The organism is Pseudonocardia sp. EC080619-01 (genome assembly GCF_001420995.1).
Classification (GTDB): domain Bacteria; phylum Actinomycetota; class Actinomycetes; order Mycobacteriales; family Pseudonocardiaceae; genus Pseudonocardia.
This window is the reverse complement of record NZ_CP012184.1, coordinates 540,280-556,706: the sequence shown is the minus strand read 5'-3', so window position 1 is coordinate 556,706 and position 16,427 is coordinate 540,280. Positions and strand designations below refer to the sequence as shown.

The following is a 16,427-nucleotide window of genomic DNA, read 5'->3' as shown; positions in this document are numbered from 1 at the left end:
CCGCTCTCCCGTGCGGGTGACCGCGCCCGGCCCGGTCGCCGGGGTCTGCTCGGGAGCATGACCCCTCCTCTCGAACTGCGGGCCGTCCGCCGGGTGCACTCCGGCGCCGGTCCCGCGGTCGCCGCCCTCGACGGCGTCGACCTCACCCTGCGTCCCGGGACCCTCACCGCGGTGATGGGGCCGTCCGGCTCCGGCAAGTCGACGCTGCTGCACTGCGCGGCCGGGCTCGACGTGCCGACGTCGGGCCACGTGCTGCTCGACGGCACCGACCTCGGTGCGCTGTCCGAACGCCGCCGCACGCTGCTGCGCCGCGAACGGATCGGGTTCGTGTTCCAGGCGTTCAACCTGGTCACCTCGCTGACGGCCGCGCAGAACGTGGCACTGCCCGCGCGGCTCGCGCGGCGGCGCGTCTCCCGGGACGCGGTGACGGCGGCCCTGGACGAGGTCGGGCTCGCCGACCGCGCCGGGCACCGCCCCGCACAGCTGTCCGGGGGGCAGCAGCAGCGGGTCGCGATCGCCCGCGCCCTGCTGTCCCGCCCGGCGACGGTGTTCGCCGACGAGCCGACCGGCGCGCTCGACTCGACGTCGTCGGCGCAGGTCCTGGGGCTGCTGCGGCGGTGCACCGACGTGGCCGGGGTGACGACGCTGATGGTCACCCACGATCCGGCGGCCGCGGCCTGGGCGGACGAGGTGGTGGTCCTGCGCGACGGTCGCGTGCACGAGCGGTTCGGCGTCCCGGGCCGGTCGGGGGACGGGGACACGGCCACCGGGATCGCCCGCCGCGTCGCGGGGCGTGCGGGTGCCGTCCGATGATCGCCGCGGCGAACCTGCGGGTCCGGTGGCGGGAGCTGCTCGCGACGGTGCTCGCCGTCGCCGTCGGGGTGGGGCTGCTCGGCGCGGTACTGCTGGCCGCCGGGGCCGCCCGGCCGCCGGTGCAGGAGCGGCTCTCGGCGACGTCGGCGCTGGTCGTCCCGCCCCGGGTCGCGGAGTCCCGGACCCCGCGGTCCGACGGACGGGTCCCGTGGCCGTCGGCCGGGGCCGCCGCCGTCGCCGACCGGCTGGGCGCGACCCCGGGGACGACGGCGGTGCCCGACCGGTCGTTCCCCGCCGTCCCGATGCCGGGCGGCATCCCGGCCGGGGACCCGGAGGACCGGGAGGGCGGGCACGGCACCGCGAGCCTCGCGCTCGGCGGGTACCGGATCGTCGCGGGCGGGTCGCCGTCGGTTCCCGGCGAGGCCGTCGTCGGGGCGGACCTGGGCCTGCGCCCCGGTGCGGAGCTGCCGGTGCTGTTCGCCGACGCCGTCCGCCCGGTCCGGGTCACCGGCGTCACCGACGGCCCCGGGGTGTACCTGACCGACGCGGAGGCGGCCCGGCTCGCGCCCGGTGTCCGGACGATCGGGGTGCTCGGCCCGGTGCCGTCGGCGTCGCAGGTCCCGCCCGGCGCGGCGGTGCTGACCGGCGACGACCGCGGCGCCGTCGAGCCGGTGCAGGACTCCCGCGTCCGGTACCGCGGCGACCAGCTGCTCGCCGCGCTCGGCCTGCTGACCGGGGTGACGACGGTCGTCGTCGGGTCGGCGGCGCTGTCCACCGCGGTCGCCGGGCGGCGGCGCGAGCTCGGGCTGCTGCGCGCGGTCGGTGCCACGCCCGGCCAGGTCCGGCGGGTGGTGCTGGGGGAGGCCACGCTGGTCGGGGCCGCGGGTGCGGCGCTGGGAACGGCGCTCGCGGCCGCGCTCGGGCCGGCGCTGTACCGGGCGCTCCTCGCGGTGGACGCCGCGCGGCCGGTCGGGTCCGTGCCGGTGACGCCGGGGCCGCTGCTCGTCGCGGCCACGGCGGGGATCGTGCTGGCGCTCGGCGGTGGCCTCGCCGCGTCGAGGACGGCGGCGCGCGCGGTGCCGCTGGACGCCGTCACCGACCGCGGTCCCGCCGGCCGGGCCGGACGGCCGCGGCTGGTCACCGGGCTCGTCGTCGCGGTCGGCGGCGGGGTACTCGCGGTGCTCACCGCCGGTGCGGAGGGCGACGGCCGGATCGGGCTCGCGCTGGCGGCCGGGGCGGTGCTCGTGGTGGCCGCGGCGCTGCTGGCGCCCGCGGTGATCGCGCTGCCCGGTGGGCTCGCCGCCGTCCCGTCCCGAGGCGCACGAGCCCGTGGCGCCGGGCCGCTGTCCGGAGGGGCCGTGCCGGGCCTCGTGCGGGCCGGGCTCACCGCCGCACCGGCGCGGTCGGCGGCGGTGGCGGCACCGGCCGTCGTCGCGGTCGGGTTCGCGGTCCTGATCGGCGGCCTGGTCGACACGATGGCGGCGGCCTACCCGGCGCAGCGGACCGCGGTGCTGGCCGGCAGCGTCGCCGTCGAACAGGCAGGAGCGCCGGGGATGCCGGACACCACCGCCCGCGCGCTGTCCGTCCCCGGCGCGCGGATCCCGCTGCCGACCGTGCTGGTGCTGCGCGGCCCGGCCGGTCCGACCGCGGTGGACGCCGTCGGCACCGCCGACACCGCGCTCGTCCGGCCGGGGGAGGTGGTGCTCTCCGAGCCGGTCGCGGCCGGCCTCGGGGTGGTGGCGGGCGACGTGCTGCCCGTCCGGTTCGCCGACGGCAGCGACCCGGCGCTGCGGGTCGCCCGGGTGCTGCCACCGGACGAGCGGCGCGGGGACGTCGCCGTCGCCCGGGACGACGTCCGTGCGCACGACCCGGCCGCGCTCACGGACACGGCGTTCCTCCCCTCGGACGCCGTGCCGGATCCGCCGCCGGCGGGCGTCACCGTGCGGGACGCGCGGTCCTACGCCCTGGCCGACTACGCCGTCGACGCCCGGCTCACCGACGCGCTCGCCGCGCTGCTCGTCGCCGTCTCGTCCGGTTACGGAGGGCTGGCCGTCGTGAACGGCATCGCGGCCGCCGCCCGCTCCCGCCGCCCCGACCTCGCGGTGCTCGCCGCGGCCGGTGCGACGCCCGGGCAGCGGATCGCGGTGGCCGCGGCCGAGGCGGGCGCCGCGACGCTCGTCGGGGTCGTGCTGGGCGTCGCGGTCACCGTCGCGCCGCTCCTGGCGGTCGCGTCGGGGCTGTCGGTCGCGACCGGCGCGCCGGTCGCGGTGGTGATCGGTCCCGGGACCGTTGCCCTGGCCGCCGGGGCCTGCCTGGCGGCGGCGGCCGGGACGTCGGCCGTCGTCACGGCCCGCGCCGGGCGGTCCTGACGGTCGGCCACGGACCGGCGACTATCCTGGCCCGGTGACACGGATCGTCGTCCTCGACTACGGCTCGGGAAACCTCCGCTCCGCCGAACGGGCGCTGGAACGCGTCGGCGCGGACGTCACCGTCACGTCCGACTTCGACGCCGCGGTCGAGGCCGACGGGCTCGTCGTCCCGGGCGTCGGTGCGTTCGCGGCCTGCATGAAGGGTCTGCACGAGGTCCGCGGCCCGCAGATCATCGGCAGGCGCCTGGCCGGGGGACGGCCGGTGCTCGGCATCTGTGTTGGGATGCAGGTGATGTTCGAGCGCGGCGTCGAGTTCGGCGAGGACACCGAGGGCTGCGGCGAGTGGCCCGGGACCGTGGAGCGGATCCAGGCCGACGTCCTGCCGCACATGGGCTGGAACACCGTGCGGGTCCCCGACGGCAGCACCCTGTTCGCCGGGCTGGACGACGCGACCCGCTTCTACTTCGTGCACTCGTTCGGTGTGCGACGGTGGGAGCTGCAGGAGTCGCACGCGATCGCCCCGCCGAAGGTCACCTGGACCCACCACGGCGAGGACGTCGTCGCGGCCGTCGAGAACGGGCCGCTCACGGCCACGCAGTTCCACCCGGAGAAGTCCGGCGACGCCGGGGCGACCGTGCTGGAGAACTGGCTGACGTCCGTCGGCTGAGCGGACCCGGTGAGAGGGGATGATCGAGCCGTGCTGCTGAGCGGGGTCGACCACATCGCCACCCTGACCCACGATCCCCGGCGCCTCGGGGCCTTCTACGAGGCGGTGTTCGACGCCGAGATCGGGCCGACCCGGTCGCACGGGCAGGACGCCGAGGAGACGATGACGGTGATGCGGATCGGTCCGCACACCGAGCTCAACGTGTTCACCGTGCCCGGCAGCGACGAGGCCGACCGCCAGACCCCGATGTGGCACCGCGGGCGGCTGGACCACGTCGGTCTGCGGGCGTCGTCGTACGCGGCGTTCGCGACGATCCGGGAGCGGCTGATGGCGCACGGCGCCTCGGACGGCACGGTCAACGACTTCGGGGCGGCCTTCAGCATGTTCTTCCGCGACCCCGACGGTCTCGAGGGCGAGGTGCTCGTCCCCAAGGCGGCCGACGGGTCGCACCCCGTCGGCTGACACCGGCGGGCGCGGGCTCCCGGGCCACCCGCCGCGCGCGTTCCCGCCTGCCGGTGCGGCTCGCCGGCCCGGCCGCGCACCGGTGTGCCTGCCCGCGGTATCGCTCGTCGCACGCGTCCGGGCTCGCTCGTGTCGTGGCAGTGTCGCCAGCGCCGTCGCCGCTCCGCCTGCGTCCCGTTCCGGCGGTGACCAGCGGTCTCGCCGGTTCCGCGGGGACGGTGAGAAGTGCGGGATCGCGCCTCCGATCGGCGGGGCTGCGTCCTTTCGCCGACGGGGCTCGCCCGGCTCGGGCGGTGGGCGGGTGGGCCGTCGCGGGATCGACCACGGAGCTGCAGCCTGCCTCGGTGCTGGGTCCGCCTGGGTGTTCTGGCGTTTTGTGGTGCTGGGTCTGGCGTGGTGCCCGGTCGGTCTGGGTGTTCTGGCGTTTTGTGGTGCTGGGTCTGGCGTGGTGCCCGGTCGGCCTCGGTGTTCTGGCGTTTTGTGGTGCTGGGTTCGGCGTGGTGCCCGGTCGGCCTCGGTGTCCCGGCACGCGCGGTGCCCGGCCCGCCGCGGTCCCCGGCCCGCCGCCGTGCCCCGGCCCGCCCCGGTGGCACAGCCCGTCGGCACCATGGCCCGCCGCGGGTCGATCGGGCCGAGCGGTCGTGTCCTTGCGCCGGATGGGCTCAGGTTCTTCTAGAGGGGACTGTCACGGCACCGGTAGAATCGAACACATGGTCGATCTGGACGGCGATCTCGTCTCGCTGGACGCGGTACTCGCCGACCCGTGCCCACACGGGATGCCCCGCAGTCTGTGCGCGCGGCTGTGCGGCGACGACGAACCGTGGGCGGCGACGGTGCACCGGGACCGGCCGGTGGGGCACGGGTTGGCGTTGGAGTGCCAGACCGCGGGTGGCATGGCTGACCTTCTCTCCGACGAGCAGGTGCTCGCCGTGGTGGAAGGGGCGGAGCGGATGGTGCGCTGGGCCTCGGCGTTGCGGACCCGGATGCTGGGCGAGTTCGCGTCCCGGCACCCGGCGGGGTCGCGCGCGGCGCCACCGGACGCGGATCCGCGAGCGGTGTGCGAGGTGTCGCGGTGGTTGCCGGACCAGGTCGCGCTGGTCCTGGGCGTCAGCCGGGACCAGGCGCGGGGCCTGCTGGGGGAGGCGTTGCGGTTCCGGCAGGTGCTGCCGCTGACGCTGTCGACGTGGGAGTCGGGGGAGATCGACGAGCGCCTCGCGTGCGCGATCGGCGACGCCACCGCCGTGTTGTCCGACGAGCTCGCCCGGGAGGTCGAGGATCGGATCCTGGCCGGTGCACCGGGGACGCCGTACCGGCTGCTGCGGGACCGACTGCGTCGCGCGATCGCGCGGGCCGATCCCGACGGCGCCCGGGTCCGGCACGAGCGGGCGAAGGCGGACCGGCGGATGTCGATCAGTCGTGGCGACGAGGGGATGGCCTCGTTGTGGCTGGGCGGCACGGCGGAGCAGACCGAGGCGTCGTGGCGGTGCGTGGACCGGCTGGCCCGGTCGCTCGGCACGGACGATCCGCGGACGTTGGACCAGCGGCGGGTCGACCTGGCCCACCAGCTGTTGCAGGGCACGCTGTCGGTGACCGACCTGGGCAGCGTCTGCGCCGCGGTCGAGGGCGAGCTCGGCAGGGCGGGTGCCGAGGCGGTGTCGGTCGGTGAGGCGGTGTCGGTCGGTGAGGCGGCGTCGGTCACCGAGGCGGTGGTCCGGGCGCTCGCGGCGAAGCCGGATCCGTCCGACGTGATCGGGCGCAAGCCGTTGATCCAGGTCGTGGTCTCCCTCGACACCCTGCTCGGGGCGGATCGGCCGGCGGAGCTGGTCGGGCACGGTCCGATCCCGGCGGTCACCGCTCGCGCGCTGGCCGCGGGCGGGGTGTGGCAGCGGCTGGTGACCGATCCGTTGTCGGGCGTGTGCCTGGACCACGGGCGCAGCACCTACCACCCGCCGGAGGGTCTGGCCGACTTCGTGCGGTCGCGGGACGGGACGTGCCGCGGCCCGTCGTGCACCCGGCCGATCCGGGACCTGGATCACCTGGTGCCGTGGGCCGCAGGCGGACCGACGAGCGCGGCGAACCTGCACGGACTGTGCCTGGGGCATCACAAGCTGAAGGACGTGCCGGGCTGGCAGGTCCTGGCCGGGCCGGACGGCGCGTTGACCTGGATCAGCTCGTGCGGCTGGTCGGAGACCTCGCGCCCGGCGGACTACCGGCACTTCACCGATCCGCTCGAGCCGAGTTCGGAGACGATCGGGGGGTCGGCTATGACGACCTCCGACGGTCCGGCCGACCGGACGACCTGCCCGGGCGCCGACGGGCCGGGAGACGGGACAGGGGATCCGTTCCAGGGCCCGCCTTTCTGACCAGGTACGTCCGGTAGACGCGGACGACCGGTCGGTCCACGGATGTGAGCCGCCGGTCCGAATGGTGTGAGCCGGGGTGGGCTGAACCGGCCGTGACACGGGGACGAGCTGGCTACGCTCAGCCGACACCCGCCCGGGAGGATCCGTGCCGCCACCCCGTTCGCGACCGGTCGTCGCCGTCGTCCTGGCCGTGGCAGCGATGGTCGTGGGGTGCAGTTCCGGTCCGGCCGGCCCGCCGGATCCGTTCCCGCCCCGTCCGGTGGACATCGCCATCGAGCGGTTGGATCCGTGCGCCCTGTTGAGCGACACGACTCGATCCGAGCTGCAGATGGGTGGCGCGCGTGCCGGCACAGCGCCGGTGAGGGGCGTCTCGACGCAGGTGTGCGGCTGGTCGAGCATCCGCACGGGATACGACTACAGCGTGCAGTTCCTCCCCCAGGACGCCGCCGACGCGGTCGGAGCGCCCGGGACCCGGGTCGGGGTCGTCGAGGGGTACGGGTCGGTCCGGGTGATCGACCGGGTCGGCTCCTACCCGTTGTGCGAGATCGTCGTCGACGTCGGTGAGGCACGGGCGATTCGAGCTCGCGCCGCTGCGATCACGCGGGAAACGGACGGATCGCCTCGCCCCGCCGACGAGGTGTGCCGCAGGGCGGAGACGGTCGCGGCCGACGCACTGCGCACCGCCGTCCGCGGCCGGACCGGCTGACAGGAGGTCGTTCGCGGTCGAGAACCGTCACCGTCATCGTCCTGTGGGTGGACATGGCGGTTCCTACGGTCCCGCCCATGATGATTGCGCGAACGGTCCACGGGGGACGGCATCGGACAGTCTGATGACGCAGGTCGGTCCCGAGAGCGTCCTGGCGGTACACGCCGTTCTGGCCGCGCAGGCCGAGGCGATGAACGCCGCCCTGAGCGCCGCCGACTGGATGCGGGACATCCCGCGGTGCGGCGACGACCCCGTGTCGATCGACGCCAAGGCCGCGCGTTCCAGCCGAAGATCGACCGGATACTCCACCGGATACTCCAGGTGCACCGCGCCCACCTCGACGAAGTGACCGAAGCGGTCGACCGGCTCCGCGAGGCGGCATTGCAGTACCGGTACACCGACGACGACATCGCCGCCGCGCTGATCCCCGCCCGCGAGAAGTTCGGCCTCCCCGCGCTCGGCTGAGTACACACCTGGCCGGCCCGCCCGACCGCACGACGACAGAGCGTGTGCCCGGTGCCTCGGCTGCCCGGGGGCGAAGACGTGGCCGCTCCCACGTGTCGCTCTCCGCTTCGTGGACCGGTCGCCCTGATCAGGCTCCTCCGGGAGGAGGCGGTCGCTAGTCTCGCCGGACGCGCCCGACTGGAGGATCCGTGGCCCGTTCGCATGCCCGTCCACGTCGGATGATCGCCCTGATGGTCGCGACGGCCGCGACGGTGGCCGGCTGCAGCTCTGCCCCGGCGGCTCCGCCCGATCCGTTCCCGCCCCGGCCGGCGGAGATCGACATCGAGCGCCTGGACCCGTGCGCTCTGGTGGGGGCCCGCGCTCGTGCCGACCTCCGAGTGGGGACGGGCAGGCCGGCGACCGCCGTGTCGAGTGGGACGACGACGCGTGCGTGCGGCTGGGGCAGCCTGGACACCCCGTTCGACTACAGCGTCCAGCTGATCCCGCAGGACGCGGCGGATGCCGTGGGTGCCCCCGGAGCGGTCGTCGGCACGATCGCGGGATACGGGACGGTCCGGATCGTGGAGCGTGAGGCCACCTATCCGCTCTGCGAGATCCTCGTCGACGTCGGGGAGGCGCAGCTGATGCGGATCCAGGTGCAGACCGTCGAACGGCAGCGGGGCTCGGGCGCGCCGTACCCGGTCGACCAGGTCTGTGCGCAGGCGGACGCCGCCGCGACCGAGGCACTGGAGAGCGCGCGCCGGAGGGTCTCCTGACATCGGGTTCGCTCGTGCGAACCGGGCTGTGGAGAACCGCGTGGGCGGGATCGTCGGCTCCTACCGTTCCGGGCGTGACGATCGCAGCGAACTCACCCCGCGGAACCGCCTCGGACAGCCTGATGGTGCAGGTCGACGCCCACAACGTCCTGGCGGTGCACGCACTGCTCGCCGCGCAGGCGGAGGCGATGATGGCCGCCCTCCGGGACGCGAACGGGTTGCGCGCCATCCCGCGGTGCGGTGACGACGTCGTGTCCGTCGACGCACAGGCCGTGTTCCAAGCGAAGATCGACTCCATTCTCGACATCCACCAGGCGCACGCCGACGAGGTCCGCGAGGCCGCCGACCGTCTCCGTGAGGCTGCGTTGCAGTACGAGTACACCGACGACGACATTGCCGCTGCGCTCGTTCCCGCCCGCGAACGGCTCGGGCTGCCGGCGCTCAGCTGACCGCGTACTCCCCGCTCCGCAGGTCGAACGTGACGGCCCGCCGGTCGTCGCGCAGCGCGTCGAGCACGTGCCCGACGAGGGCGCCGACGTCCGAGCCCGCGCTGATGCCGGTCGGCAGCGTCCCCGCCACGGCCCGGTCGGCCAGACCGGTCTCGATGTGCGGTGGGCGGACGTCGAGGACCCGCACGCCCTGCCGTCGCGCGGCCGGGCGGGTCGCGGTCAGCCACGCCGAGAGCGCCGCCTTGGACGCCGAGTAGGTCGCCATCCCGGGCGTCGGGACGTCGGCGAGGATCGCGGAGATCATCGCGACGGTGCCGCCGCCGTCGTCCTTCGGCGGGAACCGGCGCAGCGCGGCCCGGCCCAGCGCCATCGGGGCCTGCGCGTTCACCGTCAGGAGGTGCTCGGTGACCACGTCGGTCTCGGCCTCGTCACCGAACCCCGCCACCCCGATCGCGACGACCAGCAGGTCCAGCCCGCCGAGCGCGTCCGCCGCCTCGTCGACGACGGCGGCGCACCGCTCCAGGTCCAGCGCGTCGAGGGTGAAGGTCGGCTCGTCGCCCTGCCCGGCCGGTGCGGACCGGCCCGCCAGTGCGAGCGTCGCGCCGGCGTCGCGCAGGGCGTCGGTCAGCGCCGCACCGAGCACCCCCGTCGCACCGACGACCAGCGTGCGTGCCCCGGAGAGATCCATGCCGGCGACGGTAGGGCCGCCGGCACCGGGTCGCGCGCCGAGTTCGACGACGCCGTCCCCGGCCACCCCCGGGCCGTGGGGCGGCCCTGGATACCCTTGGCCCCGTGAGCTTCACGTTGCTTCCCGCGGTGGACGTCGTCGACGGCCAGGCCGTCCGGCTGGTGCAGGGCGAGGCCGGCACCGAGACCGGTTACGGCTCGCCCCTGGAGGCCGCCCTGACCTGGCAGCGCGGCGGCGCCGAGTGGGTGCACCTGGTCGATCTCGACGCGGCGTTCGGGCGGGGCTCGAACGCCGAGCTGCTCGCCGAGGTCGTCGGCACGCTGGACCTGTCCGTCGAGCTGTCGGGCGGCATCCGCGACGACGAGTCCCTCGAGCGCGCGCTGTCGACCGGCGCCGCCCGGCTCAACCTCGGCACGGCCGCGCTGGAGAACCCGGAGTGGTGCCGGCGTGTCCTCGCCGAGCACGGCGACCGGATCGCGATCGGGCTCGACGTCAAGATGATCGACGGGCGGCGCCGGGTCGCCGGCCGCGGCTGGACCACCGACGGCGGTGACCTCTGGGAGGCCCTGGAGCGGCTCGACCGCGACGGTGCGGCCCGCTACGTCGTCACCGACGTCTCCAAGGACGGCACGCTGCAGGGCCCGAACGTCGACCTGCTCACCGAGGTCGCGAAGGCGACCACGGCGCCGGTCGTCGCGTCGGGCGGGATCGCCGAGGTGGCCGACCTGGTCCGGCTCGCCGAGGTCGCCGCGACCGGCGTGAACATCGAGGGCTCGATCATCGGGAAGGCGCTCTACGCCGGCCGGTTCACCCTGCCGGAGGCGCTGGAGGCCGTCCGGAAGGTGGGTGCCTGATGGGCGTCGCGGTCCGCGTCATCCCCTGCCTGGACGTCGACGCCGGGCGCGTGGTGAAGGGCGTCAACTTCAAGGAGCTCCGCGACGCGGGCGACCCGGTCGAGATGGCCCGCATCTATGACGCGGAGGGCGCCGACGAGCTGACCTTCCTCGACGTCACGGCGTCGTCGTCGGACCGCGGGACGATGATCGACGTCGTCCGGCGCACGGCCGAGCAGGTGTTCATCCCGCTGACCGTCGGCGGCGGCATCCGCACCCCCGACGACGTCGACCGGATGCTCCGCGCCGGTGCCGACAAGGTCGGTGTGAACACCGCGGCGATCGCCCGGCCGGAGCTGCTGCACGAGATGTCGCGGCGGTTCGGCTCGCAGTGCATCGTGTTGTCCGTCGACGCCCGCCGGGTCCCGGAGGGCGGGCAGCCGCAGCCGTCGGGCTGGGAGGTCACCACGCACGGCGGCCGACGTTCCGCGGGGATCGACGCCGTCGAGTGGGCCGAGCGCGGCCAGGAGCTGGGCGTCGGCGAGATCCTGCTCAACTCGATGGACGCGGACGGCACCCGCGCCGGGTTCGACCTGGAGATGATCGAGGCCGTCCGGAAGGTGGTCGACGTCCCGGTGATCGCCTCCGGCGGTGCGGGCGCGGTCGAGCACTTCACCCCGGCCGTCCGCGCCGGCGCCGACGCCGTGCTCGCGGCCAGCGTGTTCCACTTCGGACAGCTGCGGATCGGCGAGGTCAAGGACGCGATGCGCGACGGGGGAGTGGAGGTCCGATGAGCACGCGGGTCACCGAGTCGGCGCTGGACCCTGCGGTCGCCGCCCGGCTCAAGCGCGACGCCGACGGCCTGGTCTGCGCGGTCGTCCAGTCGCGGGCCGGTGAGGTGCTGATGGTCGGCTGGATGGACGACGAGGCGTTGCACCGCACGCTGACCACCGGCCGCGGCACCTACTGGTCCCGGTCCCGGCAGGAGTACTGGGTCAAGGGCGACACGTCGGGACACGTGCAGCACGTGCACGAGGTGCGGCTGGACTGCGACGGCGACGCCGTGCTCGTCGTCGTCGACCAGGAGGGCCCGGCCTGCCACACCGGCACCCGGACCTGCTTCGACACCGACGTCCTGCTCGCCGCCGAGTAGCGGAGCAGCGGAGCAGCGGAGTAGCGGAGAGCAGCGGCTACGGGTGCACCGGCGGCATCGGGGGCACCGGTGGCGCCGGTTCCGGGGGCGCGCTCGTCACCCAGCGGATCCCCGCGGTGATCAGCGTCCCGCCGGCCCGGACGACGGTCGCCTCGGTGACCGGCAGCCACGGCAGCCGCAGCGGCATCCGCGCCCAGCGCGGCAGCAGGCCCACCGACGCGGCCGCCAGCACGCCGTAGGGCACCCGCGCGGTCAGCGGCAGCGGAGGTTCCAGGAGCAGGAACCGGGCGGCGTCGCGGGCCTCCGGGGTGCCGCGCAGCTCCGGCCGGTACCCCTCGATCTGTGCGGCCAGCTCCGCGGCCGTCTCCGGCGGGTCCGGCACGCCCAGCGCGCGGGCGACGCGTGCGGTGTCGGCGACGTAGCGGTCCCGGCCCGCCGCGTCGAGGGGCTCGCTGCCGTAGCGGTCGTGCGCGGTGAGGAAGCTGTCGATCTCGGCGACGTGCACCCAGCGCAGCAGGTGCGGGTCCGACGCCGAGTAGGGGCGCCCGTCCGGCGCCGTCCCCTGCACGTACCCGTGCGCGTGCCGGATCCTCGCGATGACGCGCTCGGCCTCCTCGGCCGGGCCGAACGTCGTCGCGGCCAGGAAGTACGACGTCCGCTGCAGCCGTCCCCACGGGTCGCCGCGGTACCCCGAGTGCCCCGCGACGCCGGCCATGGCGAGCGGGTGCAGCGACTGCAGCAGCAGCGCGCGCAGCCCGCCGACGAACATCGACGCGTCGCCGTGCACCCGGCGGATCGGGGCGTCGTCGTCGAACCAGCGGGGGCCGTCGGCGCCGAGGATCCGGGCCCGGCGGCCGGAGCCCTCGTCGCCGGCGACCCGGGAGAACACCGCCGAGCCGACCCGGGACCGCAGGGCCGCGAGCCGGTCGGTGACGGCGCCGGGCAGCAGCGCGACGGGATCGGTCATCACCTCAGTGTGCGGGCGGCGCCGGGACCCGGCCACCGCGCCGCCGGGCGGCCGCCTCCGGCTGCGCCGACCGGGCCACGGTGGGCACGGGACCGGCGCGGCGCGACCCGGAACGGCCGCGACCTGGGGTAGGACGGTCCCCGGGACGGCCGGGCCGAGGGGAGCGACATGACCGTCGGGGTGCTGCTGGTGGACGACGACGCGGTCCGCGCCGGCCTGCGCGCCGTGGTCGCCGCCGAGCCGGATCTCACCGTCGTCGGGGAGACCGCCCGGGGTGCCGAGGCACCGGGGCTGGTCGCCTGGCTGCGCCCCGACGTCGTCCTCGCCGGCGTGCGGCTGCACACCACCGGCGACCTCACCGTCACCCGGGACCTGCTCGCCCGGCCGGACCCGCCGCGCGTGCTGGTGCTGACGACGTTCGGCCACGACCGCCGGGTGTACGACGCGCTCTGTGCGGGGGCGTCCGGGTTCCTGCTCCGGCGCACCCCGTCCCGCGACGTCGCCCGCGCCGTGCGGACCGTCGCGGCGGGGGAGGCGCTGCTGTTCCCCGCCGCCGTCCGCGAGCTGGTCGCCGGGTTCGCGCCCGCCGGCGGGGACCGGCTGGCCGGGGCGGGGCTGACCGCCCGCGAGGGCGAGGTGCTGCGACTGGCGGCGCGGGGGCTGTCCGACGCCGAGATCGCCGACGAGCTGCGCCTCGACGTGCCGACGGTGACGGCGGACGTCGCGGCGGTGCTCGCCAAGACCGGCGCACGGCACCGGACGCAGGCCGTCGTGACCGCCTACGCCTCCGGGTTCGTCGACCCCAGGTTCCCGGTCAGGTAGCGCTGCACGGTCGGGCCGATCGACGCGACGAGCTCCTCCCGGGAGGCCGACGCCAGCGGTTCCAGCCGCACCACGTACCGCATCATCCCCAGCCCGATCAGCTGCGACGCGACCAGCGCGCCCCGTTCCGCGTGCCGGTCCGGCGACACCCGCTCCGTCACCGGCCGCAGGATCACCCGGGTGACGAACTCGCGCAGCATCCGGGCGGCGAACTCGTGCCCGGCGACGCTGCGCAGCAGCGCGGCCATCGCACCACCGTCGCCGGCGGTGTCCCACACGGAGAGGAAGCCGCCGACCACCCGCTCGCCGACGTCCCGCGGGTCGCCGCCGAGCACCTCGGCCCGCACCCGGGCCGGGTCGATCTCCAGCTCCAGGGTCGCGACGAACAGCTGGTCCTTGCCGCCGAACCAGTGGTTGACCATCGCCGCGTCCACCCCGGCGCGCTCCGCGATCCGGCGGACGGTGGCGCCCTCGTAGCCGCGTTCGGCGAACTCGGCGCGACCCGCCGCGAGCAGCGCGGCCCGGGTGTCGGTGCCGCCCGAACGACGCCCGCGGCGCCGCCGGGGCTGCTCGGCGTCGGCCTGGGAGGCGGTCATGACCCCATCTTCACCCGCCCGACCGTGCCCGTCACGGTGGGGGACAATGCTCGCCATGACCGCTGTGCCCGGCACCACGACCGTCCTCTCGGCCGCAGCGTTGGGAGCGGTGAGCCCGAGCCGCGAGGAGTTCCGCGAGCTCGCCCGCGCGCACCGGGTGATCCCGGTGACCCGGCGCCTGCTGGCCGACGACGAGACCCCGGTCGGCGTCTACCGCAAGCTGGCCGACGGCCGGGCCGGCACCTTCCTGCTGGAGTCCGCGGAGAACGGCCGGTCCTGGTCGCGCTGGTCGTTCGTCGGGGCGCGCAGCGCCGCCGCGCTGACCGCGGTCGACGGCGAGCTCCGCTGGACCGGTGAGGTGCCCGACGGCCTGCCCACCAGCGGAGACCCGCTCGACGCGCTGCGCACCGTCGTCACCGAGCTGCACTCCGAGCCGCTGCCCGGCCTGCCCCCGCTGACCGGCGGGATGGTCGGCTACCTGGGCTACGACGTCGTCCGCCGGGTGGAGCGGATCGCCGACCCGGACGACCCGGCCGTCGACGACCTGCAGCTCCCGGAGCTCGTGATGCTGCTGGCCACCGACCTGGCCGCGCTCGACCACCACGAGGGCACGGTCACCCTCATCGCGAACGCGATCAACTGGGACGCCTCGGACGAGCGCGTCGACCAGGCCTACGACGACGCCGTCGCCCGGCTGGACCGGATGACCGGCGAGCTGGGGGCCGCGGCGCCGTCGTCGGTGGCGGTGTACCGGCCGGGCGAGCCGCAGTTCCTCCGCCGCCGCACCCCGGCCGAGCACCACGCCGCGATCGAGGACGCGAAGGAGCAGATCCGGGCGGGCGAGGCCTTCCAGATCGTGCTCTCGCAGCGCTTCGAGATGGAGTGCGACGCCGACCCGCTCGAGGTCTACCGGGTCCTCCGCACCACGAACCCGAGCCCGTACATGTACCTGCTCAGCCTGGAGGACGCTGCGGGCGGGCCGCCGTTCTCGATCGTCGGGTCCAGCCCGGAGGCCCTGGTCAGCGTGCTCGACGGCCGCGCGACGACGCACCCGATCGCCGGTACCCGGTGGCGCGGCGCGACCGAGGAGGAGGACGAGCTGCTTGAGAAGGAGCTCCGCGGCGACGAGAAGGAGCGCGCGGAGCACCTGATGCTCGTCGACCTCGGCCGCAACGACCTGGGCCGGGTCTGCGAGCCGGGCACCGTCACCGTCCGGAACTTCTTCGAGATCGAGCGCTACAGCCACGTCATGCACCTGGTCTCGACGGTCACGGGGCTGCTGCGCGGCGGACGTACGGCGTTCGACGCCGTCGTCGCCTGCTTCCCGGCGGGCACCCTGTCCGGCGCGCCGAAGGTCCGGGCGATGCAGGTCATCGACCGGCTGGAGCCGACCCGCCGCGGCCAGTACGGCGGCATCGTCGGCTACCTGGACTTCGCCGGGAACGCCGACACCGCGATCGCCATCCGCACCGCGATGATCCGCAACGGGACGGCCTACGTGCAGGCCGGCGGCGGGATCGTCGCCGACTCCGACCCGGCCGCCGAGGACACCGAGTGCCTCAACAAGGCCAGGGCGGTGCTGTCGGCCGTCGCGGCCGCGGGCTCCCTGCGGCCGCCCGAGACGAACGGGTCCACCCCGTGACGGCCGCCGCCCCGGAACGCACCGATCGGCGGGCCCTCGGGCTCGTGGTCCTCGGCCTGCTGGCCGGGGCCGCGGCGCTGTGGGGATCCGGATCGGCGGCCTGGTTCGGCGTGGCGGTGCCGACGGGGACCCGCGGCACCGTCGAGGCGACCGCGACCGGGGCGCAGCTGCAGCCGGCGGTGACGGCGGTCGCGGCGTTGCTGCTGGCGGCGGTCGCCGCGCTGGTGGCCCTGTCCGGCATCGCGCGCCGGCTGCTGGGCGTGCTCGTCGGGCTGGCGGCGATCGCCGCCGTCGGGCTGACGGTGCGGCTGCTCGTCGTCCCGCCGACGGCGGCCGAGCTCGCCTCGGCCCGGTCCGGGCTCACCGCGCCGAACGCGCCGGGTGGGATGGGCGCGGTGACGGCGACCCCGTGGCCGTGGCTCGCCGTCGCGGGTGGTGTGCTCGCGCTCGGGGCGGCCGTGCTCCTGGTGGTCCGGGAACCCCGGCTGCCGCGGCTCGGTGCGCGCTACTCCGCTCCCGGGGCACGGGAGCGGGCGACGGAGTCGGACCCGGACCGCGCGGCCTGGGAACGGCTGGACGCGGGCGGCGACCCGACGGTGGGGCCGCGTGAGGGGGAGAACTAGCATGGCGCCGACGACGGACGACGCGCGAGGTGGAGAAGGAGTCGACACGGTGGG

The 16,427-nt window shown here is 75.7% G+C and carries 18 protein-coding genes; 15 read left to right on the top strand and 3 right to left on the bottom strand.

Annotated elements, in window-relative coordinates; genetic code table 11:
- The first annotated feature begins 57 nt into the window (after nucleotides 1-57).
- The 9 genes from AD017_RS02610 (at nucleotide 58) to AD017_RS02570 (ending at nucleotide 9,049) form a co-directional block, all read left to right on the top strand.
- Nucleotides 58-813 carry an ABC transporter ATP-binding protein gene (locus tag AD017_RS02610; RefSeq protein ID WP_060572639.1) on the top strand — a complete coding sequence of 252 codons (756 nt, stop codon included), beginning with the start codon at nucleotides 58-60 and terminating at the stop codon, nucleotides 811-813.
- A complete protein-coding gene (locus AD017_RS02605; RefSeq protein WP_060572637.1) occupies nucleotides 810-3,182 on the top strand; it encodes an ABC transporter permease in 2,373 nt (790 codons plus the stop codon). Before AD017_RS02610 ends, AD017_RS02605 begins: the two co-directional genes overlap by 4 nt.
- Nucleotides 3,183-3,216: 34 nt before the next feature.
- Nucleotides 3,217-3,849, top strand: a complete 633-nt coding sequence (gene hisH / locus AD017_RS02600) for an imidazole glycerol phosphate synthase subunit HisH (protein ID WP_010238669.1) — start codon at nucleotides 3,217-3,219, stop codon at nucleotides 3,847-3,849.
- A gap of 30 nt (nucleotides 3,850-3,879) precedes the next feature.
- On the top strand, nucleotides 3,880-4,311 hold the full coding sequence (locus AD017_RS02595) for a VOC family protein (RefSeq protein ID WP_060572635.1): 432 nt from the start codon (nucleotides 3,880-3,882) through the stop codon (nucleotides 4,309-4,311).
- A 710-nt stretch (nucleotides 4,312-5,021) separates the two neighbouring features.
- Nucleotides 5,022-6,674 carry an HNH endonuclease signature motif containing protein gene (locus tag AD017_RS02590; protein ID WP_060572633.1) on the top strand — a complete coding sequence of 551 codons (1,653 nt, stop codon included), beginning with the start codon at nucleotides 5,022-5,024 and terminating at the stop codon, nucleotides 6,672-6,674.
- A gap of 199 nt (nucleotides 6,675-6,873) precedes the next feature.
- A complete protein-coding gene (locus AD017_RS02585; protein ID WP_227012889.1) occupies nucleotides 6,874-7,380 on the top strand; it encodes a DUF3558 family protein in 507 nt (168 codons plus the stop codon).
- 124 nt (nucleotides 7,381-7,504) lie between these two features.
- On the top strand, nucleotides 7,505-7,729 hold the full coding sequence (locus AD017_RS02580; RefSeq protein ID WP_060572629.1) for a hypothetical protein: 225 nt from the start codon (nucleotides 7,505-7,507) through the stop codon (nucleotides 7,727-7,729).
- Between the two features lie 346 nt (nucleotides 7,730-8,075).
- The gene (locus tag AD017_RS02575) at nucleotides 8,076-8,600 is read left to right on the top strand and encodes a DUF3558 family protein (protein ID WP_227012644.1); all 525 of its coding nucleotides are present in this window, start codon (nucleotides 8,076-8,078) and stop codon (nucleotides 8,598-8,600) included.
- 74 nt (nucleotides 8,601-8,674) lie between these two features.
- On the top strand, nucleotides 8,675-9,049 hold the full coding sequence (locus AD017_RS02570; RefSeq protein WP_029239185.1) for a PE domain-containing protein: 375 nt from the start codon (nucleotides 8,675-8,677) through the stop codon (nucleotides 9,047-9,049).
- Here the strand turns inward: AD017_RS02570 and AD017_RS02565 are convergent.
- Nucleotides 9,042-9,737 (bottom strand): SDR family oxidoreductase, encoded by a 696-nt coding sequence (locus tag AD017_RS02565; RefSeq protein WP_060576194.1) that lies wholly within the window; start codon nucleotides 9,735-9,737, stop codon nucleotides 9,042-9,044. The two genes, AD017_RS02570 and AD017_RS02565, sit on opposite strands and share 8 nt — an antisense overlap.
- Nucleotides 9,738-9,841: 104 nt before the next feature.
- Here AD017_RS02565 and priA point away from each other — a divergent pair, with 104 nt between their 5' ends.
- From priA to hisI, 3 genes are read left to right on the top strand one after another with little or no spacing between them, the layout of a single operon-like run.
- Complete coding sequence (priA, locus tag AD017_RS02560; protein ID WP_010224568.1) at nucleotides 9,842-10,591, top strand: bifunctional 1-(5-phosphoribosyl)-5-((5-phosphoribosylamino)methylideneamino)imidazole-4-carboxamide isomerase/phosphoribosylanthranilate isomerase PriA; 750 nt, start codon at nucleotides 9,842-9,844, stop codon at nucleotides 10,589-10,591.
- A complete protein-coding gene (gene hisF / locus AD017_RS02555) occupies nucleotides 10,591-11,364 on the top strand; it encodes an imidazole glycerol phosphate synthase subunit HisF (RefSeq protein WP_060572627.1) in 774 nt (257 codons plus the stop codon). Before priA ends, hisF begins: the two co-directional genes overlap by 1 nt.
- A complete protein-coding gene (gene hisI / locus AD017_RS02550) occupies nucleotides 11,361-11,723 on the top strand; it encodes a phosphoribosyl-AMP cyclohydrolase (RefSeq protein ID WP_010224570.1) in 363 nt (120 codons plus the stop codon). Before hisF ends, hisI begins: the two co-directional genes overlap by 4 nt.
- Nucleotides 11,724-11,760: 37 nt before the next feature.
- Here the strand turns inward: hisI and AD017_RS02545 are convergent, their stop codons facing one another.
- A complete protein-coding gene (locus AD017_RS02545) occupies nucleotides 11,761-12,690 on the bottom strand; it encodes an oxygenase MpaB family protein (RefSeq protein WP_060572625.1) in 930 nt (309 codons plus the stop codon).
- A 168-nt stretch (nucleotides 12,691-12,858) separates the two neighbouring features.
- Between AD017_RS02545 and AD017_RS02540 the strand changes: the two genes are divergently transcribed.
- A complete protein-coding gene (locus tag AD017_RS02540; RefSeq protein WP_060572623.1) occupies nucleotides 12,859-13,512 on the top strand; it encodes a response regulator transcription factor in 654 nt (217 codons plus the stop codon).
- On the opposite strand, the gene AD017_RS02535 is transcribed toward AD017_RS02540, so the two are convergent.
- On the bottom strand, nucleotides 13,470-14,108 hold the full coding sequence (locus AD017_RS02535; protein ID WP_060572621.1) for a TetR family transcriptional regulator: 639 nt from the start codon (nucleotides 14,106-14,108) through the stop codon (nucleotides 13,470-13,472). The genes AD017_RS02540 and AD017_RS02535 overlap by 43 nt on opposite strands.
- A 55-nt stretch (nucleotides 14,109-14,163) precedes the next feature.
- On the opposite strand from AD017_RS02535, the gene AD017_RS02530 reads away from it, so the two are divergent.
- Both AD017_RS02530 and AD017_RS02525 read left to right on the top strand, forming a co-directional pair.
- Nucleotides 14,164-15,750 carry an anthranilate synthase component I gene (locus tag AD017_RS02530; protein WP_060576193.1) on the top strand — a complete coding sequence of 529 codons (1,587 nt, stop codon included), beginning with the start codon at nucleotides 14,164-14,166 and terminating at the stop codon, nucleotides 15,748-15,750.
- Nucleotides 15,747-16,373, top strand: a complete 627-nt coding sequence (locus AD017_RS02525) for a Trp biosynthesis-associated membrane protein (RefSeq protein WP_029239857.1) — start codon at nucleotides 15,747-15,749, stop codon at nucleotides 16,371-16,373. The genes AD017_RS02530 and AD017_RS02525 overlap by 4 nt, the downstream gene beginning before the upstream one ends.
- Nucleotides 16,374-16,427: the final 54 nt, after the last annotated feature.